The sequence below is a fragment of the Polyangium sorediatum genome (assembly GCF_029946465.1).
Taxonomy (GTDB): domain Bacteria; phylum Myxococcota_A; class Polyangia; order Polyangiales; family Polyangiaceae; genus Polyangium; species Polyangium fumosum.
On record NZ_JARZHI010000072.1, the window covers coordinates 13,261 to 32,916 of the forward strand.

Consider the following 19,656-nt stretch of genomic DNA (forward strand, 5'->3'; position numbering starts at 1 on the left):
CTACGCGGGGACGTGGCGTTCGCCGGAGGGCGAGGCGCGCCCCCCGCGGAAAGGCGTCAGCCTGCCGCCACCTTGATGAGCTGTTTGCCGGTGTTCGCCCCGGTGAAGAGGCGCCGGAGCGCGGCGGGCGCGTTCTCGAGGCCCTCCACGACGTCGACGCGATCCTTGATGCGCCCTTCGGCCGCCCACCGCGCGAGGTCGCCGATGGCTTCGCCGAACCGCGCGGCGTAGTCGCTCACGAGGAAGCCCTCCATGCGGCCACGCTTCATGACGAGGTTCATGAGGTTCCTCGGCCCGGTCGAGCCCGCCGCATTGTTGTAGTCGCCGATCGAGCCGCAGAGCACGACCCGCCCGCGCATGGCGAGGTGCGAGAGCGCGGCCTCCAGGATGGACCCGCCGACGTTGTCGAAATACACGTCGATGCCGTTCGGGCAGAGCTCGCCTAGCCGCTTGGCGACGTCCTCGGACTTGTAATCGATCACCGCGTCGAACCCGAGATCGTCCTTGAGCCACGCGCACTTCTGCGGGCCGCCCGCGATCCCCACGACCCGGCACCCCTTGATCTTCGCGATCTGACCCACTGCATTGCCCGTCGCGCCCGCCGCGCCCGAGACGACGACGGTCTCCCCTTCCTTCGGTTGCCCCACGTCGAGCAGCCCGAAATACGCGGTGAGCCCCGTCAGCCCGAAGAGCGAGACCGCCATCGTCGGCGACACGCCCTCCGGCAGCTTCCGCGGGCCGCGGATCGAGGGCTCGATCACGGCGTGGGTTTGCCACCCCGTCATCCCGAACACGAGATCCCCCGGCGAGAAGCCGGGCAGGCTCGAACGGAGCACACGCGCGACGCCGCCCGCGCGCACCACCTCGCCGATCGCCACCGCCGGCAGGTACGAGTCACGCTCGATCCAGATCCGCTGCGTCGGATCCACCGAGAGATACAACGTCTCGACGAGGATCTGCCCCGGCCCGAGCTCGGCCGGCAAAGGCTCCTCGTGCCAGGTGAAATCGCTGTCCTTGATCATCCCCTCGGGGCGCGCGGCGAGCCGCCAGGAACGGTTCACTTCAGTCATCGTCAGCTCCTCTCGCGGCGCACCCTATCCGGCCGGGGCGCGCCGAGCAACGGCCCGCGCCGCCCCTTCCCTCCTTTGCGATCCCCCCTATGCTGCGCCCCATGCCCCGCCTGCCCGGACTGCCCCTGCCCTCGGCCCTCACCCTCCTGCCGTTCCTCTACCGCCCGCTCCCCTTCCTCGAGGCCATGGCCAAGCGGTACCCGGACGCCTTCACGATGCGGTTTCCGGCCAATCCCAAGCCCGCGGTGGTCTTCCACCACCCCGACGCCGCGAAGGAGATTTTTGCGCTCGGCCCGGACGACGCGCACGCGGGGCAGGTCAACGCGGTGCTCGGGCCGATCCTCGGCAAAGCCTCGCTCCTCCTGCTCGATGGCAAGGAGCACCTGCGCCAGCGCAAGCTGCTCATGCCGCCCCTGCACGGCGAGCGCATGGCGTCCTACGGCGCGCGCATGATCGCCCTCACCGAGGCCTCGATCGCCGGCTGGCCCGCGCGCGAGCGTTTCCCGGTGCACGAGCGGCTGCAGGCGATCACGCTCGACGTCATTTTGCGCGTCGTCTTCGGCATCGGCGAGGGCGAGCTGTTCCACCGATTGCGCGAGCGGCTCGTGGAGATCCTCGAGCTCACGACGAACCCGATCTTCCTCGTGCCCATGTTCCAGCGGGACCTCGGCCCCCTCACGCGCTGGAACAGCCTGGTCCGGGCCCTCCACAAGGCCGACGAGATGCTCTATGGGGAGATCCGGCGCCGCCGGACCTCGGGCGAGCGTGGGGACGACATCCTCTCGCTCCTGCTCGACGCGCGCGACGAGGCGGGCGAGCCCATGAGCGACGGCGAGCTACGCGACGAGCTCATGACCCTGCTCGCCGCGGGCCACGAGACCACGGCGACCGCGCTCTCCTGGGGGCTGCGGTGGATCCTCTCGTCGAAGAGCCTGGTCGCGCGCCTCGTGCGCGAGCTCGAAACGGAAGGCGCGCTGCCGGATCTCGCGCCCGAGCGTATCGCCCGCTGCGCGCTGCTCGACGCGACGGCGCGGGAGACGTTGCGCTTGCAGCCCGTGGTCGTGATGGTCGGGAGGCTCCTCCAGCGGCCCATGCGCATCGGCGGCTATGATCTCGAAGCCGGCACGCCCGCGCTCGTCTCGATTTACCTCATTCACCGAAGGCCCGACCTCTACCCGGATCCGACGCGCTTCGATCCCGACCGCTTTTTGCGCCAGCGATTCGCGCCCCACGAGTGGCTCCCCTTCGGCGGCGGCATTCGCCGCTGCATTGGGATGGCGTTCGCGCTTTATGAAATGAAGATGATCCTCGCTACGATCCTCGCGCGCACGGAGCTGCGTTTGCCGCTCTTCGGCAAGGTGCATGAGGTCCGTCGCGGGGTGACGATTGCGCCTTCCCGCGGGATGCCGCTCGTCATGGAGCGGCGCGACTCAAGCCGGATCCACGATCAAAAAGACAGCGCGTAGAACAGCATTGGGGATCGCGAGCGAGGCGTACGCGACAAAGAGCTTCAGGGCGAGGCCGTGCTTCTTCGTGGTGAGCCAGCCTGCCCCGAGCCGGAGCAGGCACGTGAGCCAAAGCCCGACGAGCGCGCCATAGGCCGGGAGGTACTTGAAATCGGCCCATCGCACGAAGTCGGACAGGGATGCCCCAAATTCGCTCATCGTCCCCGCGGGTTCTGCCAGCCACAGAAGCAGGGCGCCGAGCATGCAGAACGGAGCCGTGACGACGCTGAGAAGGGGGAGCGTCGCCAGGACGAGGAACACGCGCGCGTGATCGACCTTGAGGGGTCCACTCGCCCTGCGCCCCGCGCGATGGAGGAGGATGACCGCCGTGAGGGATGCGGCAAGCACGGCGCAGGCGGCGCCCCACCCGCGGAGCACGGCGACGCATAGGATCCCCGGGGTGCTCTTCTGCGCATTGAACATGCTCAGCGCGTAGGCGCTTTGGAGATAGTCCACACTGCCGAGAACCAGCCCGACCCCGGCGCTCATCGGGAAAGAGAGTTTCACCAGCTTGTCGTAGGGAGAGAGGACGTCGGGCGGCAACGCGGCGGGAGGCGACGCGACAGGCGGCGCATACGCCGGGCCGAGGTCGAGTTGGTCGTCCATGTCTCTGCCGCGCATCCTACTCGGCAGGTTTGTCGGGGTCAAGCTCCACGGCGTTAGCCGCCGCGTTCGCGATGCTAGTCCGCAATTCGTAGTCGTCGCCACGGAGATGCTGCGGCGTCCCTCTCAGCCTCCCAATCAGGGGGAAGGTCAGCCAGTTCGGCGAGCGATGGGTCATCCTCGAAAAGATGGTTTACCCCAACGACATGCGGCACCTCCTCCTGAGGATGGGTGTCTCCGCAGAGAAACTGCCAGTCGCCTTCAGACCGCGAAACCAGCAAGACAGGTCGCGTGCGTTCGAAGATGTGTGAACAGAGATAGGCTGGTGTTTCGGTGCTCTTCATGGCTTCCACTCCTCGGGAGTCTTCGCGCCTTTCGACCGATTACACGTCCGGCAGGAAGGCACCAGGTTGTCTGGCGTCGACGGTCCGCCTCTGACATGGGGTATGCGGTGGTCCGGTTCATAGGAGTTTGGCTTCCCGGCTTTAGGCTCTAGTTCTTTGCCGCAGTAGGTGCAACGGGGAACTCCGTCGGCATCTTTCGCCCGCTCAAGCCCTTTCGCCCGGTCTGACGGAGTGAATCGTCTTTTATCACTTGGTGGATTTCCTTGGGCGGCAGCGGGGGTACTCTGCGCGCCGTTGGGCTTCGACACGTTCGGGGTCGCCGTGACCGGCTTCGTCGTCGTCGTGACCGTCGTCCCGCTGGGCGGCGCCGCTGCCTTCGGCGGGCTCGCGGCCGGCGGGCTCGGCAGCTTCGGCCGCCGCAAGAACCCGCCCGGTCCGCCCGCAGCGCTCGGCAGGAACACCGGCATGCTCCGGAGCCTCTGCTGGGCTGCCCGCAGCACCCTCGCCCCTGCGGTCTCCAGGGCCGCCGCTCCCCCGGAGGCGACCATCAACAGAACGTCCGCCAGGGCGTTCACAATTGCGTACTTGGCCTCGGCGTCCGCCCAGCCTTTCCCATACCCCCTGAGGAAGCCCTCCCAGGCGATCCTTGCAAGCCCCTCGTCGTCGTACGTCGGCAGGTCGGGGATTGCATTCAGTTCTTTGGCCAGATTCGTCCGAATGGTCTCGAAGACTTCGGCATCCGGTTTGTCCCGAATGTCGTAGTCAAAGTTTCCCAGATAGACGACGTTGATGGAGTCCTTCACCCCAGCCGCCTTGCCGAGCGTCACCCCCCACTCGCGCCCGATCCGCTCGCCAATGCGCCTCGCCTCCTCTTCGGCCTCCCGCCGCGCCAGGTTGACTTTCTGTTCCTCGTATGTACTCCCGGGCGGAGGCGGCGGACACGGCGCGCTCATCCCCGGCGCGGGCGCAGGCGTGGGCGCCGTTTGCCCGAGGTAACGCGGATCGGGTGGCCCATTGCGCGGCCTCTCGCAGGGCCTTATCGCCGACGTCCGCGTCTCGGTTCGGACCGTCGTACGCTTGGCCGGCGCGGCATCCGGCTCTTTTGCCGCAATCTTCTTTGGAGGCGGCGGTGGCGGTGGCGGCGGCGGCGGCTTGTCGCAGGGCAGTTCCTGGTACGCGAGCCCCAAGAGCCGCCGGCTCTCCGGCGGCGCGTGGGGGTCATGGATGAAGACCGCATTGACCGAAGGGTTTTCCAGGAGCTTTTCAAGCGGCTCGAACGCCGGTCGATGCACCCCGTCCCCGATCTCGTACCAGTAGCGCGCATTCGCCCCGACGCGGGGATGCCGCCGGCAGACGCGAAATACACTCTTGCCGTGCAGCTCCTGCGCCCAAGCCTCCGTCAGCACACGCGTCGCCGCGCCGCACCCGAGGAGCCATGCCGAAATGCCCAAAGCGACGAGCCCCAGCAGCCCAAGCCGAAAGAACCGCAGGGCCCCGAGCATCCACAGACGCAGATGCAACGACGAAACGAACGCGCGGCGCGACGTCATGGCGACGCCACGCTAGAAGATGGCGTGCAAGCCCACAAGGCTGCCGACGTACGCTCCACGACCGACGACCGTTGACCTCCCCTCCCCGTGAAATCGGCGCTCGGCGCGCTCCGAAAGGTGTCTGCAACGCGTGCAAACGGCACGACCTACGTCGGAGACCCGTCTGCAACGCGTGCAGACGGCTCCATGTATGGTCAAAGACCCGTCTGCAACGCGTGCAAGCGGCTCTATGTTGGTCAAAGACCCGTTTGCAACGCGTGCAGACGGCTCCATGCACAGTCGAAGACCCGTCTGCAACGCGTGCAGACGGCTCGTGCACGGTCGAAAACCCGTTTGCAACGCGTGCACGCGGGGTCCGACGCGCCGCGATCCGCGTTTGCAACACGCGCACGCGGGGTCCGGTGCGCTGCCAGGCGAAGATCGGTTCAAGCTGAACATACCAGGCGAGCGCGCGGGGCACGCGCCTTGCTAGGCCCACGGCGCGCGCGGCGATTCGAGCCGCCGCGAAAGGGGAAATCCAACATGCGCACGCCGCTGCTTCGCTTGTGCTCCGTCCCGCTCCTCGCGGTCCTCGCCACCGCCTGCTTCACGACATTCGAAGATCAACCCAGGAAGCCCGACGGAACGGCCATCCCGCCCACGCCGATGGCGCCGGATCAACAGGCCGAGCTCGACGCGCTCCTCGCCGAGGCGCAAAAATCGGCGAACATGACCGCCGCCGATTTCACGAACCAATACGCGGTCTCCTTCACGAATGGCCTCTCCTACGATCCCACGCAGGCCGACGGCCTCCCGCTGATCCAGGCCTCCTCGCTCGGCCTCGACGCCGACGAGATGCAGAAGCTCCAGAAGAATGGCTTCGTCATCTCGGAGAAGAAAAAATTCCCCACGTTCGTGTACGGCTACGAGAGCATTTATGCGCTCGATTTGCCGCTCTACGTGTCGGCGGACTCGATCCTCTACGCCGTCCACCGCTCCTACGACGCGATCCTGAAGGCCGTCGAGCTCGCGTCCCTCGCGCCCGAGCTGAAGACGCTGCTCGAATCGATGCGCGCCGAGCTCGCGGCCGGCGGCGGCTCCGCGCTCGGCGTCGAGGCACGCGCGGACGCGGACCTCTTCACGGCCGTGGCGCTCTCGCTCCTCACCGACCAGGCGGTCCCGCCCGTCGCGGGCGCGAACGAGTCGAACATCGTCGCGCTCGTGGACGGCGCGAAGGCCCACCAGGGAATGGGCGAGACGCGCCTCTTCGGCAGCGATCGGCTCGTGGACTACTCGCAGTTCGAGCCGCGCGGCCACTACACGGACTCGCCCGAGCTCGAGCGTTACTTCCGCGCGATGATGTGGCTCGGCCGCATCGATTTCCGCATCGTCGAGACCCAAAGCGACGGCTCGCAGCTCTTCCAGCGCAGGCAACTCGAAGGCGCCTACGTCCTCCACGCCCTCGCGCAGGGCGAGCAGCAGAAGCGCCACAGCCGCATCGACAACGCGATCCGCTCCTTCGTGGGCGAAAGCGATTACATGACCTTGCCCCAGCTCGACAAGCTGCTCGTGGATCTCGGCGTGGCCGACGCCGCGGGGCTCGCCGGGCTCGACGACGCCAAGATCGCCCAGACCGTGCTGCAAAAAGGCTACGGCACGCAGCGGATCTCGAGCCACATCATGATCAACGGCCTCGGGCAAGGCACGCTGCCGCTCTCGTCGAGCTTCGCGCTCTTCGGCCAGCGGTACGTGGTCGACTCGCACGTCTTCTCGAACGTGGTCTACGACCGCGTGCAGAAGGGCGCCGTCAAGCGGATGATGCCGAACCCACTCGACGTCGGCTTCGCCGCGCTCGGCAACGATCAGGCCGGGCAGCTCCTGCTCCCCGAGCTCGAGCAGTTCAAGTACGCGCCGGACCTCCACATGATGCGCGTCCTCGTCGACGCGCACCCCGAATCGTTCTGGAACGACAACCTCTACAACCGCTGGCTCGTCTCGCTCCGCGAGCTCTCGCCGAACAAGACGCTCGAGGGCGATACGGCGGGCCTGCCCGGGGTCGCGAAGACGGAGGCCTGGGGCCGCAGGCTCATGAACACGCAATTCGCGTCCTGGGCCGAGCTCCGGCACGACACGCTGCTCTACGCGAAGCAATCGTACACGGGCGGCGCCTCGTGCCAGTTCCCGGACGCGTTCGTGGACCCGTACCCGGGCTTTTATGCCCGCATCGCCGAGCTCGCCGAGCACGGCTCCGCAATGGTCGGGACCCTCGATCTCTCGAGCAGCGCCTACCTCGCCCAGCGGCTGCCGGAATACTTCGCCACGCTGCGCGACATCGCGCAGAAGCTCGGCGAGATGACGAAGAACGAGCGCGAGGGCATCCCGCTCACGCAAGAGCACCTCGATTTCATCAACCAGGCCGTGAAGGTGCAAATGGGCTGCGGCGATCCGGAGGGCGCGACGGGCTGGTATGCGAACCTGTTCTTCGACAACTTCCAGAGCGTCCAGGAGGATCCGACGATCGCCGACGTGCACACGCAGCCGACCGACGAGGTCGGCAACCCCGTCGGCCGTGTCCTGCACGTGGGGACGGGCCTGCCGCGCCTCATGGTCGTGACGGCGGACCCGTGCGGCACGCCGCGGGCCTTCGTGGGCCTGGCCTCGTCCTATTTCGAGAAGATCACGTCGAACTTCGAGCGAATGACCGACGAAGAATGGGCGCAGGGCCTCCAGGGCGCGACGCCCGCCGACGTGCCGTGGATGACGGACCTCGTCTCCCGCTGAGAGACGCCTCCCGCCTGCCCTGACGTGGCCGCCCGGATTCGACGCCGGGCGGCACACGGCGGCACATCCGGCGCGGACGGCGCCCCCTCACCGCGTGACGCGCGTGAACGCCCCGTGATCCTCCAGCGAAAAGCTCGTCACCACGCCACGCGCATCCACCGTGAACGTCACGAGCGACGTCCCGAGGTCCGCGTCCTCGAAGCGGGCGAGGAGCGCCCCGGGCCGAAAGGGCTCGAGCGTCGCGCGCGCCGCCTTCGCGAAGCGCAAGCCGAGCCCCCCGTCCCGAGGCTCGATCACGGCGTCGCCGAACCTCGGGGAGGCGTACACCCCTCCGAACTTCTCCATGGGCACGGGGAACGCCGTCGTCTCGCGTTTGCTCTCGCGCTCCTTGCGCGCCGCTGCGCCCCGCGCCCGGCTCGCGAGCGACAAGGCGAGGCGTTTCCCGCTCCAGTCCTTCGGCGGCGCGCCGAGGTGCGCGTCGACGAGCCGGAACACCATTCCCTCGGGCAACCCCGTGAACGGGACATTCGTGAGGACCACGATGCCGAGCTTCTCCTCGGGGAGGAGCGCCATCGAGCACGAATACCCGTCGATCCCGCCCGTCCCCCAGGCGACGAGCCGGCCGCGGTAATCCTGGAGCATGAAGCCCATCCCCTGCGCGAGGAAATGGCTCTCCGGGTAGAGCTCCTTTTGCCAGGGCCGGAGGCCGACCATCGTCGTCGGCGTGAACAGCGCATCGACGACCTCCGCCGCGAGGACACGTTTGCCCTCGATCGCGCCGCGTCCGAGCAAAAGCAAGAGCCAGCGCGCGAGGTCGTGTGCGCTCGTCACGAGCCCTGCCGCGGGCCCGATGTTGGTGACGTCGCGCGGCGCGATCCGCGCGAGGACGCCGTCCCGCTCGGCGTGGGGGCTCGCCCTGTTCTCGCCGCCCGGCGCGGGCGCGCCGAAGCCGCTCTCGCGCATCCCGGCTGGGTCGAGCAGGCGGGAGGTCACGAGCTCTTCCCAGGTCTGCCCCGACGCGCGCGCCGAAAGCTCGCCGGCCACGGTATAAAGCACGTTGCTGTAGCTGAACTTCGCGCGGAGCGGCGCCTCCTGGCCCACTTCGCAGAGGCGCCGGATCACCTCGCCGCGGTCGAACCCGGTGCCGAGCCACAAGAGATCCGCGGACTCTTCGAGCCCGCTCCGGTGCGCGAGCGCGTCCCGGATCGAGAGCGTGGCCCCGACGTGCGGGTCCTTCACGCAAAAGCCGGGGAAATGGCGCTTGATCGGGTCGTCCCAGCCGAGCTTGCCGTCCTCCACGAGCTTGCCCACGGCCGCGGCCGTGAAGGTCTTCGTGAGCGACGCGACGGGGAAACGCGTGTGCGCGTCGACCGGCGCCGTACCGCCGAGCTCGCGTGTCCCGTAGCCGCGGGCGAGCACGACGTGGCCCCCCGCCTCGTCGCCGCGCACGACGGCGATCGCCATGCCCGGCGCCTTCCAAGCTGCGAGCGTCTCCGCCGCGTACACGTCGAGGCCGGCGAGCGGATCCACGCGCGCGGGCGAGGCCTCGACGGGCGGCGGCGGCGCGGGTTTGTCAGGCGGGAGGGGCGGCGGCGCGGACGCGCAGGCCGACGCCAGGAGGGCGGAGACGAGGATCGCGGAGCGGCGCAACACGCCCCCGACCCTAAACCCGCCGTGGGCGTGGCGATAGCCCCTTCGGCGGCACGAACCTCACTCGATGAACTTGCCGCGGCCCTTCGTGCAATCCGCCTGGGCCGACTCCTTGGTGTATTGCGGCCCGCTGTAATTCACGAGCATCCCCATCGCATAACACACGCCCACGACGCCCTCGCTCGGGCAGGACTTCGCGACGTCGAGCTTCAGCGTCTTGGCGAGATCGGCGATCTTGGCTTCGTCGAACTTCGCCTTCTCGGCCTCGGGCGCCACGAGGGCGGCACACTGCCCCTCGTCCTTCGGGTCGCGGAGGTAGCCGAGGACGACCTGCCCCGCTTCGAGGCCCTTCTGCGCGGCGGGCTTGGCTTCCGGCTTGGCTTCCGGCGTGGCCCCGGCCGTCGCAGGCGTGGTGGAGCCAGCCGGGGCGGCGGCCTTCGCGGACGAGCCGGCGGCGGGGCTCGGGGCCGCCTCCTCTTTGCCACAACCGAAGAGTGCGAGCGCTGCGAATGCAAAAACGAGCTTGTTCATGTCCGTCGTCTTCCTGGTGCTTTGGCTCGGGGACCGCCCCCCGAACGTGCGCACGCGACCTACCCGACACGGTCGGAGAACGCAATTGCAGATGGTTGGAGGGTCCTGGAGAGGGTCGCTGGATGCCCGCCCCACGGTTGCGACGGTCTCGGGATGCCCGCCACACGGTTGCAAGGGCCCCGCCTCCGGGGTTGAACCTCCCTCCCCCTTCGTGCTACCCGACCCACGCCAAGCACGGCGGAGAGAACGGAACGCATGAAGCTCGCGAGCCTACGAGGACCGGGAAGGGACGGCACGCTCATCGTCGTCCGAGGCGACGGCGCAGTCTTCACCCCAGCGCCGGCTGACATCCCCACGATGCAGGCCGCGCTCGATCGCTGGGACGAGAGCGAGGGGCGCCTGCGGGACCTCGCCGCCCGCCTCGATCGGGGCGAGATCCCCGGCGAGCCCCTCGACCTCACGAAGCTCGCGTCGCCCCTGCCGCGCGCCTCCGAGTGGGTCGACGGCTCCGCGTACATCAACCACATCGTCCTCGTCCGCAAAGCCCGCGGCGCCGAGCCGCCGGAGACGCTCCGCACCGATCCGCTCGTCTACCAGGGCGGCTCCTCCGTGCTCCTCGGCCCGCGCGAGGACATCGTCCTCCACGACGCGCGCTGGGGGCTCGATTTCGAGGCCGAGGTCTGCGTGATCCTCGGCGACGTCCCGCTCGGCACCAAAAAGGAAGACGCCGGGCGCTTCGTGCGCCTCCTCTGCCTCGCGAACGACATCACCCTGCGAAACCTCGTCCCTGCCGAGCTCGCCAAGGGATTCGGCTTTTTCCAATCGAAGCCCGCCACGGCGTTCTCGCCCTTCGCGGTCACGCCCGACGAGCTCGGCGGCGCGTTTCGCGACGGCCGCGTCCATCTCCGGCTCTGCTCGACCTACAACGGCGCGCTCATCGGTGATCCCGAGGCGGGGCCCGAGATGCACTTCTCGTTCTTCGAGCTCATCGAGCACATCACGAAGACCCGCGCCTTCGGCGCCGGGACGATCCTCGGCAGCGGCACCGTCTCCAACGTCGATCGCGCGCGCGGCGTGAGTTGCCTCGCCGAGCGCCGCATGATCGAGACCATTGACGAGGGCGCGCCGAAGACACCGTTCATGAAGCCCGGTGACACCATCGCCATCGAGATGCGGGGCGAAGACGGGCGCGACATCTTTGGCCGCATCGAGCAGAAGGTGGTCTCTCCATGAAGCTCTACGGATACTGGCGTAGCTCCTGCAGCTATCGCGCGCGGATCGCGCTTCACCTCAAAGGCGTCCCCTTCGAGTATATCCCCGTCCACCTCGTCAAGGACGGCGGCGAGCAGTTCCGGGACGACTACCGCGCGAAAAACCCGATGGCCCAGGTGCCGACGCTCGTGGTCGAGGAAGGCGGCGTCACGCACGAGCTCGGGCAATCGCTCGCGATCATCGAATGGCTGGAGGAGCGATATCCCGAGCCGCGGCTCTTGCCGGCCGATTCGTTCCTCCGCGCGCGGACGCGGCAGCTCGCCGAGACCATCAACGCCGGCATCCAGCCCTTCCAGAACCTCTCGGTGCTCAAGCTCGTGAAGACCGAACTCGGCGGCGACGAGCAGGCGTTCGCGCGCCGCTTCATCGAGAAGGGCCTCGCCGCATTCCAGGCGCTCGCCGAGCCCGTCCAGGGTCGATTCTCCGTGGGCGACACGCCCACGGTGGCGGACGCGTGCCTCGTGCCCCAACTTTTTGCAGCGCGGCGCTTCGGCGTGGATGTCACCACGTTCCCCTCGCTCGTGCGCATCGAGGAGCAATGCGCGTCGTTACCGGCCTTCCAGGCCGCTCATCCGGACAAGCAGATTGATGCCGTCGTCGGGGGGTCGGGGGCGTAGCTCGGCTCGTCCGAGCGTAGCCCCCGAACGTTGCATGGCTGAAGGAGACATCGAAATCATGTCGAAGGTGGAATCCATCGGGATCAAGCGCCTCGAGGCGCTTCACTACTACGTCCGCGACCTCGAGCGGAGCCGCAAGTTCTACACGGAGAAGCTGGATTTCGAGGAGATCGCCCATTCGAGCCCCGAGCTCGAGGAGGCGGCCAAGCAGCGCTCGGTCGTCTTCCGCGCGGGCGATTGCATCGTCATGTGCTCGCAGCCGCTCGGCGAGGGCGGGCGGGCGTGGCGGTACCTCCGCAAGCACCCGGACGGCGTCGGCACGCTCATCTTCGAGGTCGAGGACATCGAGCGCGCGTTCCGCCTGCTCGACGGGCGTGGCGGCACGCCCATCGACGAGATCACACGCGTGAAGGAGGACGGCGGCGAGTTCGCCTCGTTCTCGGTCACGTCGCCCTTCGGCGACACGACGTTCCGCTTCGTCGAGCGCAAGGGGTATCGCAAGCTCTTCCCGGGCGCGGTGCATTACGACACGCCGCGCGGGGGCAAGAACTCACTCGGCTTCACGCATTTCGATCACATCACGACGAACTTCCAGACGATGGCGCCCGCGCTGCTCTGGATGGAGCACGTGCTCGGGTTCGAGCGGTTCTGGGAGATCCAGTTCCACACCGAGGACGTCAAGAAGGGCGGCGATCACGGCTCCGGCCTGCGCTCGGCCGTCATGTGGGATCCGGCCTCGGGCGTGAAGTTCGCGAACAACGAGCCGTATCGGCCGTACTTCAAGAGCTCGCAGATCAACATCTTCAACGAGGAGCACCGCGGCGACGGCGTCCAGCACGCGGCGATCGCGGTGAAGGACATCCTCACCAGCGTGAAGCACATGCGCGAGCTCGGCATCCAGTTCATGCCGACGCCGGGCTCGTATTACGACGTGCTGCCTGCGCGGCTGAAGTCGCTCGGCGTCCAGCAGATCGACGAGGACGTGAACGTGCTGCGCAACCTCGAAGTCCTCGTCGACGGCGAGGCCGAGGGCAAATACCTGCTGCAAATCTTCCTCAAGGAGTCCTCCGGGACGCACGGGGATCCGCACGCCGGTCCGTTCTTCTACGAGATCATCCAGCGCAAGGGCGATCGCGGGTTTGGCGGCGGCAATTTCCGCGCGCTCTTCGAGAGCATCGAGCGGCAGCAGAAGACGGAAGGCAAGGTCGCGTGATCGAGCGCCTCGCCTTCGGGGAGCTGCCGCCGAAGCACCACACGGTGCTCCGCGACGCGAAAGGCGCGCTCCGCTGGGAGGAGTGCCTGACGCGTCGCGGGTTCGACGGGCCCTACACCATTGCGTATCACGAGCGGCGCCCGCACGAGCACCGCGTCGCGCCCGCCGAACACGGGTTCGCGCTCCCGACGCCGGCCCCGCAGCGCCCCCTGGCGAAGCGCCATTATCGATCGACCTCGGTCCCGACGCCGAGCGGCCCGCAGATCGACGGGCGCGTCCCTCTGCTCTACAACGGCGACGTCGTCCTCGGCATCGCCCGCCCGGACGCGCCCGATCCCGTCTATTTCTCGAACGCCGACGCCGACGAGCTCTTTTACGTCTTCGAGGGCAGCGGCCTCTTGCGGACGATGCTCGGCGACCTCCGGTACGAGAAGGACGATTACATCTACGTCCCGCGGGGCCTCTTTTATCGCTTCATCCCCGACGCGGGCCTGCAATCGTGGCTGTGCATCGAGGCCATCGGCGGGATCCACATCCCCTCGAAATGGCGCAACGACGTCGGGCAGCTCCGCATGGACGCGCCGTACTGCCACCGCGACTTCAAGAAGCCGAGCTTCGTCGGGCCCATGGACGAGGGGATCCGCAAGCTCGTGGTCAAGCGCGACGGCGGCTTCCACGGCTTCTCGATGGCGCATTCGCCGCTCGACGTCGTCGGCTGGGACGGGACGGTTTATCCGTTCGTCTTCCCGATCCTGAACTTCCAGCCGCGGGCGGGCCTCGTGCACCTGCCGCCCGACTGGCACGGGACCTTCGCCGCGCGCGGCGCGCTCATTTGCAGCTTCGTCCCGCGCGTCGTCGATTTCCACCCGCAGGCGATCCCCTGCCCGTACCCGCATTCGTCGTACGACTGCGACGAGTTCCTCTTTTATTGCCGCGGCAACTTCACGTCCCGCCGCGGCGTCGGACCGGGCAGCATCTCCCACCACCCGGCGGGCATCCCGCACGGCCCGCACCCGGGCTCCTACGAGGCCAGCATCGGCACGAAGGAGACGAGCGAGCTCGCGGTCATGATCGATACGTTTGATCCGCTCCTCCCGACCGAGGCCGCGCTCGGGGCGGAGGATCCGGGGTATCAGGACAGCTTCGTCGAGGGGTGAGCCCGCTCAGGGCTCGTTCCCCTCATTTCCCTGGCGCTCTGCCTCCGGCGCGAACCGGTCGACCCCTGCATACACGTCGGTGAGCTGGATCGTGCATCCGAGCGCGGGCAGCTCCACGCTCGCCTCCTCGCCCGTGCACTCCGTGAGCAACCATTGCCCCGTGGGAAGCTTCCGGTAGTGCTCGATCCGTCGTTCGTCCTGGTACACGAGCACGTACTCGACGAGCGAGGGGATCATCCGATAATGGGAGAACTTGGACGTCTGGTCGTGCCGCGCCGTCGTGGGCGAGAGGACCTCCACGAGGACCCGGGGGTTCAAGAGGTTCTCGCGGTACTTCGCGTGAAACTGCGGCGCGCCGCAGACGACCACGACGTCGGGGTAGGTGAAGAGCCCCGTCGCCTCGACGTGGACGCGTTGATCACTCGTCAGGACGGCGCATGGGCCTCCACGAAGGGCGCCGAAGAGGAGCCCGATCATGTTCGCGCAGAGCGCGTTGTGCCGCGCCGAGGCGCCGGCCATCGCCGTGATCACACCACGACAGAACTCGTGCTTGACCAGGCTCTTGCGCTCGCGCTCGATGTACTCGTCCTCGGTCACGAGGGGCATCTTGGCAGCCACGGCGTCACACCTCCATCAGCAGGGGCCTCCTAGCCGCTACAGCCTCCCCCGAGGCCCGTCAAGCGCGCCTCGGCCCTGCTCGTTCGGCGGGGCTCGAACGGCGGGGCGCCTCGCGCTAGGATGCGGGCCGGAGGACCTTTCTCATGTCGAGCCAACCCGAGCGCGAGGATCCCTACCGCGAGCGCCTCTCTCCCGAGCAATACCGCGTCAGCCGATGCGGCGGCACCGAGCGGGCCTTCACGGGCAAGTTCTGGAACCACAAGGCCGACGGGCGCTACGTCTGCGTCTGCTGCGGCGAGCCGCTCTTCGATTCGACCACCAAATACGACTCCGGCAGCGGCTGGCCGAGCTACTGGGCCCCGATCGCGAAGGACATCGTCAAGGAGATCGAAGACACGAGCCACGGCATGCACCGCACCGAGGTCCGCTGCGCGAAATGCGACTCCCACCTCGGACACGTCTTCCTCGACGGCCCGCCTCCGACGGGGATGCGCTATTGCATCAATTCGGCGTCGCTGGATTTCGTGCCGCGGTAAAGCGGTTGGGCCAAGCGCCCACCTCTCCCGTCCCATCTCGGCACACCTGGACACAATGTGCCGACACACCTGGCACAGATCCCCACAAAGCCGCGAAATCCCAAGCTCTCCAGCCTGGCCCGGAACGTGCTCATGTCGCGGGCATGAACCTCAAGCGCCTTCCTTTCGTTCTCCTCCCCATCCTCCTCGCCGCCTGCGGCAACTACGTCGTCCAAGGTGGCAGCAATGAGAAAAACGCCGGCCAAGGCACCGGCGGCCAGGGCGGCACCGGCGGTGCCGGCGGTGCCGGCGGCAGCACCTCCAGCGGCGACGACACCCCCGATCCGGCGCAGCCCGCGGTCGCCCTCACCCGCGCGCAGCTCGAAGTTCTTTGGGACGAATACTGGGCCAACCAGGATCCGACCGGCGGCACCTCCGTCAGCTCGGGCGCTGAGCCGGAGCTGAATCCAGACGACCTCTTCCTTCGCATCTCCGACCTCGGCACCTCCTGCGGCTCTCCCACCACGGACCTGACCTGCGGCGGTCATTTTCAGCTCAGCATCGCGCTCCCCCCGGCGCTGCAGCAGGTCGGCGTCTACGACCTCGAGAGCCCGGAGCTTTTGGCGTACAGCTACATGTCCGAGACCGGCGACATGAACTCGCCGAACCCCGAGGATTGCCCGTGGGGCGGCGGGTCGATCGGCGCGGGCACGCTGGAAATCCTCTCGATCGACGACACCGAGGTGCGTTTCCGGATCGAGCTCACGGGCCCGCTCTGGGCTGCCAATCCCAACGGCGAATACACCGCGCCGCGCTGCCCCGTCTATCCCTGAAGCCCTCTGCCTTGCGCGGCACGACCCCGGCGCGGTAGATCCTGCGGATGCACCCCCGCGCTCTCCTCCTCGTGGTTCCCCTCGCCGCGCTTCTCAACGGCTGCGGCTCCGACGAGCTCCCGACGTCGGAGCCCCTCCCCGCTCCGGAGGTCGTCCCCATCGCCGAAGCCCGCGCCCTGCCCGTGGATGAATACACGCAGATCGAGGGGTTCGTCAGCGTCCCGGCGGGCACGTTCGTCACGGCCACGGGGGACTTCGGATTCGCGATCCAGGACGATACCGGCGGCATTTATGTCAGCCTCTACGAGGAGCTGAAGATCCTCATCGGGGCGAAGATCCGCGTCATCGGCAAAATCGCGCAGGTCTCCAAGCAGACCGTGCTCGTCACGAATGTCACCGGCCCCGAGCTCCTGCAGGGAATCGAGGCCGTCACGCCGAAGGACGTCGCGACGGGCGAGGTGAACGAATCAACCGAGGGCCTGCTCGTCCGCGTGAAGGGCATCGTATCGAATCCCATCGTCGAGGACAAACCCTATGGGATCAAGGCGTACGTGGACGACGGCTCCGGCGAGGTCGAGATTTACGTGTGCTTTGCGGGCAACAAACCCCTCATCGATACGACGAAGCTCACGAAGGGCACCGCCGTGGAGATCACGGGGTTTGCCCAGCAATACCTCGACAGGTACGAGATTGCCCCGCGCGGCGCGGTGGATCTCGTGATCGTGCCGCCGCCCTCTCCCTGAGGCTCAGGCGTCGCGGTTCACCGTCGCGGGCGAGAAGGCCGGCAGGCAGACCGCGATGTACTCCGCGCCCTCGTCGCCGGGCGTGCTGTAGCGGACCCATTCTCCCTTGTGCGTGATGATCGCCTGCCCTTCGCGCACGTCGACCGCTCCTCCCTCGTATTCGACGTGCAGCGACCCGCGCAGCACGACCGTGAACTCGTCGAACGCCGGCCGCTGGCCGGGCTCCACCCAGCCTCCGGGGCTCCGCATGTGGGCCACGCTCGCGCCCTCGGTCCGCGTGTTGATGCGCCCCACGTACTCGTCGATGAGCTTCGGCTTGTTCCCGGCCGCCTCGATGCGGCTCGGCTTCTCGATGAAGGTCGGCATACGAGGGGCGTAAACCGAGACGCACATCCGCGTCAATCCTTTCGCGACGACGTGAGAGGGGGAACCACGCTCACGCCATGCGTTTGGCGCAGTACAATTACCTAGTAAATTTGAACACATAGGAGCGTTCGTGGATACGCCGATACCGTGCGACCCTGATTGCCGCAGGGACGGGATTGGGGCATGGGGGAGGTCGCGTGGCGCCCGGCGCGGATGCGGCGCAACGCAAAGAGGTCCTCATGAAAAGCAAGACCAGGTTCGATCGCCGTCGCTTCCTCGAGCTCCTGTCTGCGGCCGGCGTCGCCGTGTACCTGCCGGGCTGCGGGTCGGACGACGGGCAACCGCCGGCGAATCCGCCTGCATCGACGAAAAAGGCGCTCGTCCTCGGCGGCGGTCTCGCCGGGCTCTCGGCGGCGTACGAGCTTCAAAAGAAGGGATGGGACGTCACCGTGCTGGAGGCGCAAGCCCACGCCGGCGGCCGCGTCCTGACCCAGCGCGATGGCTTCGAGAACGGCCAGTATGCCGAGCTCGGGGCGACGCGTATTCCAGACGTGCACGATCACACGATCGCCTACGTCGAGGAGCTCGGCCTGAAGCTCGAAGAGTTCCCGGGCGGAACGCCGCTGTATTACCTGGGGGGCCAACGCTTCGTTCACACGGAGGGCACGCCCTGGCCGCTCGCGGGCCTCTCGCCCGAGGAGGCCATGGAAGGCCTCGGCATGTGGTCGACGTACATCGCGGCCAATTTCGAGGCGTTCGGCAATCCCCGAGACGGGAGCTTCCCGCGCGAGGGCATCCTCGAGCAATACGACAAAATGGTCATGACCGATTTCCTCAAGGAAAAGGGCGCGACCGAGGCGTGGCTCCCGCTCTACGTGTCGGACAACGGCACCGAGGTCTACAAGATCGGCTGCCTCGCGTGGATGGCGCTCGAGGTCGCGGACCAGGACTGGGACCTCACCTACCACGTCCAGGGCGGCAACGATCAGATCGCGCAGAAGCTCGCCGAGAAACTCGACGGCAAGGTGAAGTTCGAGCGGGTCGTGAAATCGATCACGCAGGACGACACGAAGGTCTCGGTCACGGTCGACGCAAAGGGTACGTCGGAGACGTACGAGGCCGATTACCTCGTCTGCACGATCCCCTTCAAGCCGCTGCGTGACGTCGCGTTCTCGCCTGCGCTGCCGGACGACAAGCAGAAGGCGATGGACGAGGTCCACATGATGACGGCGTCGCGCGCCATGTTTCAGACGAAGACGCGATTCTGGAAGAACGATCCGCTCGGCGAGCTCGGCGGGCTCAAGCTCGCGAAGACGGACACGAAGGCCGAGCGCGTCTGGGATCTGAGCGCGACCCAGCCTGGCGACACGGGCCTCCTGCTCGCGTACATGCAAAGCGAGAATGCCGACGACTTCGCAGCCCTCGCCGCGCCCGAGCGCGAGGCGTACATCCAGGCTGAGATGGCGAAGTTCTTCCCGGACATCGAGGCCGAGAAGCTTTCGTTCCACATGAAGGTCTGGGCCGAGGATCCGTGGTCGCAGGGCGCGTGGACGGAGATCCTGCCGAACCAGTGGTGGATGATGGCGGTGATCCCGCGGTCGGAGGGCCGGATCCATTTCGCCGGCGAGCACACCTCGATCTGGGCCGGCTGGATGCAGGGCGCGATCGAGAGCGGCAAACGCGCCGCGGACGAGATCCTGCAGAAGGCTTGATCGCCCGCCCCGGAAAAACACGAAGCCCGCTCGCGCCTTCCAGCACGAGCGGGCTTTCGTCTCCAGGGGTATTCCTCAGGCGTCGCGAGCGGCTCGAGGCTAGGAAGGCCGAGCGAGGCGTACTCTGTACGTCGAGCGAGGCCGACCGACGCATCGAGCCGCGCAGCAGCCTGGGGAATACACCTCTCAGCCTTCGATGATGTAGTACGCCTTCTCGGGCTTGTGCGTCTTGTAGCGGCGCTTCGCCGGCTCGCCCGACCACTGATCGACGACCTCGATCGTGTTGCCGAACTGGCCGAGGTAGATCGCCGCGTGGTTGCCACGCGCGCGGCTCATGTAACGACCGTCCTCCCAGCCGCACGCGATCGCCGTGCCGGGCAGGATCGCCGCGTTGCCGAGAACGAGAGCGCCCTTCTTCCACGCCGAGGTGTGGGGCGCGCCGCAGGCGAACTTGACGAGCGCGACGCACTGCTCGCTCTCGCCGTAATGCCTGCCTTCGTAAAGCTCCGGGGTGTTCGTGCGATACGCCATGAAGGGCTCCTCTCTTGAGTTTGTGGTGGCGCTACATGGCGCCACGGAACTTGAAAAGGTTACAAG

General features: G+C 67.6%; 18 protein-coding genes. 10 read left to right on the top strand and 8 right to left on the bottom strand.

Translation table 11 applies throughout. The features are described 5' to 3' along the window. Nucleotides 1–56: 56 nt before the first annotated feature. A complete protein-coding gene (locus tag QHF89_RS41510; RefSeq protein ID WP_136972063.1) occupies nt 57–1,070 on the bottom strand; it encodes an NADP-dependent oxidoreductase in 1,014 nt (337 codons plus the stop codon). A gap of 101 nt (nt 1,071–1,171) precedes the next feature. On the opposite strand from QHF89_RS41510, the gene QHF89_RS41515 reads away from it, so the two are divergent. Next, nucleotides 1,172–2,536, top strand: coding sequence for a cytochrome P450 (locus tag QHF89_RS41515; RefSeq protein ID WP_284721615.1), 1,365 nt, complete (start codon nt 1,172–1,174; stop codon nt 2,534–2,536). Here QHF89_RS41515 and QHF89_RS41520 read toward each other — a convergent pair. Both QHF89_RS41520 and QHF89_RS41525 read right to left on the bottom strand, forming a co-directional pair. Further along, the gene (locus QHF89_RS41520; RefSeq protein WP_136972061.1) at nt 2,501–3,181 is read right to left on the bottom strand and encodes a hypothetical protein; all 681 of its coding nucleotides are present in this window, start codon (nt 3,179–3,181) and stop codon (nt 2,501–2,503) included. The genes QHF89_RS41515 and QHF89_RS41520 overlap by 36 nt on opposite strands. Before the next feature lie 337 nt (nt 3,182–3,518). Then, entirely contained in the window at nt 3,519–5,072 is a 1,554-nt protein-coding gene (locus QHF89_RS41525; protein WP_136972059.1) for an HNH endonuclease, read from the bottom strand. Between the two features lie 522 nt (nt 5,073–5,594). Between QHF89_RS41525 and QHF89_RS41530 the strand changes: the two genes are divergently transcribed. After that, a complete protein-coding gene (locus QHF89_RS41530) occupies nt 5,595–7,832 on the top strand; it encodes a DUF3160 domain-containing protein (RefSeq protein ID WP_136972058.1) in 2,238 nt (745 codons plus the stop codon). Between the two features lie 87 nt (nt 7,833–7,919). On the opposite strand, the gene QHF89_RS41535 is transcribed toward QHF89_RS41530, so the two are convergent. Both QHF89_RS41535 and QHF89_RS41540 read right to left on the bottom strand, forming a co-directional pair. Beyond that, on the bottom strand, nt 7,920–9,485 hold the full coding sequence (locus QHF89_RS41535; protein ID WP_136972057.1) for a serine hydrolase: 1,566 nt from the start codon (nt 9,483–9,485) through the stop codon (nt 7,920–7,922). A gap of 57 nt (nt 9,486–9,542) precedes the next feature. Then, complete coding sequence (locus QHF89_RS41540; RefSeq protein WP_136972056.1) at nt 9,543–10,013, bottom strand: hypothetical protein; 471 nt, start codon at nt 10,011–10,013, stop codon at nt 9,543–9,545. Between the two features lie 255 nt (nt 10,014–10,268). Between QHF89_RS41540 and QHF89_RS41545 the strand changes: the two genes are divergently transcribed. Genes QHF89_RS41545 through QHF89_RS41560 form a run of 4 tightly spaced genes read left to right on the top strand, consistent with a single transcriptional unit; the run spans nt 10,269 to nt 14,272 of the window. After that, nucleotides 10,269–11,246, top strand: a complete 978-nt coding sequence (locus QHF89_RS41545; RefSeq protein ID WP_136972055.1) for a fumarylacetoacetate hydrolase family protein — start codon at nt 10,269–10,271, stop codon at nt 11,244–11,246. Continuing rightward, entirely contained in the window at nt 11,243–11,902 is a 660-nt protein-coding gene (gene maiA, locus QHF89_RS41550) for a maleylacetoacetate isomerase (RefSeq protein ID WP_136934366.1), read from the top strand. The genes QHF89_RS41545 and maiA overlap by 4 nt, the downstream gene beginning before the upstream one ends. Nucleotides 11,903–11,960: 58 nt before the next feature. Next, nucleotides 11,961–13,115, top strand: coding sequence for a 4-hydroxyphenylpyruvate dioxygenase family protein (locus QHF89_RS41555; protein ID WP_136972054.1), 1,155 nt, complete (start codon nt 11,961–11,963; stop codon nt 13,113–13,115). Beyond that, nucleotides 13,112–14,272, top strand: a complete 1,161-nt coding sequence (locus tag QHF89_RS41560) for a homogentisate 1,2-dioxygenase (RefSeq protein ID WP_136934364.1) — start codon at nt 13,112–13,114, stop codon at nt 14,270–14,272. Before QHF89_RS41555 ends, QHF89_RS41560 begins: the two co-directional genes overlap by 4 nt. Nucleotides 14,273–14,278: 6 nt before the next feature. Here QHF89_RS41560 and QHF89_RS41565 read toward each other — a convergent pair whose 3' ends face one another. Beyond that, nucleotides 14,279–14,890, bottom strand: coding sequence for a Uma2 family endonuclease (locus tag QHF89_RS41565; protein WP_284721616.1), 612 nt, complete (start codon nt 14,888–14,890; stop codon nt 14,279–14,281). A gap of 143 nt (nt 14,891–15,033) precedes the next feature. On the opposite strand from QHF89_RS41565, the gene msrB reads away from it, so the two are divergent. From msrB to QHF89_RS41580, 3 genes are all read left to right on the top strand, one after another. Beyond that, nucleotides 15,034–15,426, top strand: coding sequence for a peptide-methionine (R)-S-oxide reductase MsrB (gene msrB / locus QHF89_RS41570; RefSeq protein ID WP_136972053.1), 393 nt, complete (start codon nt 15,034–15,036; stop codon nt 15,424–15,426). Nucleotides 15,427–15,569: 143 nt separating this feature from the next. Next, nucleotides 15,570–16,238 (top strand): hypothetical protein, encoded by a 669-nt coding sequence (locus QHF89_RS41575; protein WP_136972052.1) that lies wholly within the window; start codon nt 15,570–15,572, stop codon nt 16,236–16,238. 47 nt (nt 16,239–16,285) lie between these two features. After that, nucleotides 16,286–16,981, top strand: a complete 696-nt coding sequence (locus tag QHF89_RS41580) for a DNA-binding protein (RefSeq protein ID WP_284721617.1) — start codon at nt 16,286–16,288, stop codon at nt 16,979–16,981. 3 nt (nt 16,982–16,984) lie between these two features. Here the strand turns inward: QHF89_RS41580 and QHF89_RS41585 are convergent, their stop codons facing one another. Continuing rightward, nucleotides 16,985–17,347 carry a cupin domain-containing protein gene (locus QHF89_RS41585; protein WP_136934361.1) on the bottom strand — a complete coding sequence of 121 codons (363 nt, stop codon included), beginning with the start codon at nt 17,345–17,347 and terminating at the stop codon, nt 16,985–16,987. 239 nt (nt 17,348–17,586) lie between these two features. Between QHF89_RS41585 and QHF89_RS41590 the strand changes: the two genes are divergently transcribed. Further along, complete coding sequence (locus tag QHF89_RS41590; RefSeq protein ID WP_136972051.1) at nt 17,587–19,059, top strand: flavin monoamine oxidase family protein; 1,473 nt, start codon at nt 17,587–17,589, stop codon at nt 19,057–19,059. 186 nt (nt 19,060–19,245) lie between these two features. On the opposite strand, the gene QHF89_RS41595 is transcribed toward QHF89_RS41590, so the two are convergent. Beyond that, complete coding sequence (locus QHF89_RS41595; RefSeq protein ID WP_136934359.1) at nt 19,246–19,590, bottom strand: BPSL0067 family protein; 345 nt, start codon at nt 19,588–19,590, stop codon at nt 19,246–19,248. Between the last annotated feature and the right edge of the window lie 66 nt (nt 19,591–19,656).

Bases quoted from the DNA above. Each gene is read 5' to 3' on its own strand.
- QHF89_RS41510 (WP_136972063.1), bottom strand. From the start codon at position 1,070: ATGACTGAAGTGAACCGTTCCTGGCGGCTCGCCGCGCGCCCCGAGGGG.
- QHF89_RS41515 (WP_284721615.1), top strand. From the start codon at position 1,172: ATGCCCCGCCTGCCCGGACTGCCCCTGCCCTCGGCCCTCACCCTCCTG.
- QHF89_RS41520 (WP_136972061.1), bottom strand. From the start codon at position 3,181: ATGGACGACCAACTCGACCTCGGCCCGGCGTATGCGCCGCCTGTCGCG.
- QHF89_RS41525 (WP_136972059.1), bottom strand. From the start codon at position 5,072: ATGACGTCGCGCCGCGCGTTCGTTTCGTCGTTGCATCTGCGTCTGTGG.
- QHF89_RS41530 (WP_136972058.1), top strand. From the start codon at position 5,595: ATGCGCACGCCGCTGCTTCGCTTGTGCTCCGTCCCGCTCCTCGCGGTC.
- QHF89_RS41540 (WP_136972056.1), bottom strand. From the start codon at position 10,013: ATGAACAAGCTCGTTTTTGCATTCGCAGCGCTCGCACTCTTCGGTTGT.
- QHF89_RS41545 (WP_136972055.1), top strand. From the start codon at position 10,269: ATGAAGCTCGCGAGCCTACGAGGACCGGGAAGGGACGGCACGCTCATC.
- maiA (WP_136934366.1), top strand. From the start codon at position 11,243: ATGAAGCTCTACGGATACTGGCGTAGCTCCTGCAGCTATCGCGCGCGG.
- QHF89_RS41555 (WP_136972054.1), top strand. From the start codon at position 11,961: ATGTCGAAGGTGGAATCCATCGGGATCAAGCGCCTCGAGGCGCTTCAC.
- msrB (WP_136972053.1), top strand. From the start codon at position 15,034: ATGTCGAGCCAACCCGAGCGCGAGGATCCCTACCGCGAGCGCCTCTCT.
- QHF89_RS41575 (WP_136972052.1), top strand. From the start codon at position 15,570: ATGAACCTCAAGCGCCTTCCTTTCGTTCTCCTCCCCATCCTCCTCGCC.
- QHF89_RS41580 (WP_284721617.1), top strand. From the start codon at position 16,286: ATGCACCCCCGCGCTCTCCTCCTCGTGGTTCCCCTCGCCGCGCTTCTC.
- QHF89_RS41585 (WP_136934361.1), bottom strand. From the start codon at position 17,347: ATGCCGACCTTCATCGAGAAGCCGAGCCGCATCGAGGCGGCCGGGAAC.
- QHF89_RS41590 (WP_136972051.1), top strand. From the start codon at position 17,587: ATGAAAAGCAAGACCAGGTTCGATCGCCGTCGCTTCCTCGAGCTCCTG.
- QHF89_RS41595 (WP_136934359.1), bottom strand. From the start codon at position 19,590: ATGGCGTATCGCACGAACACCCCGGAGCTTTACGAAGGCAGGCATTAC.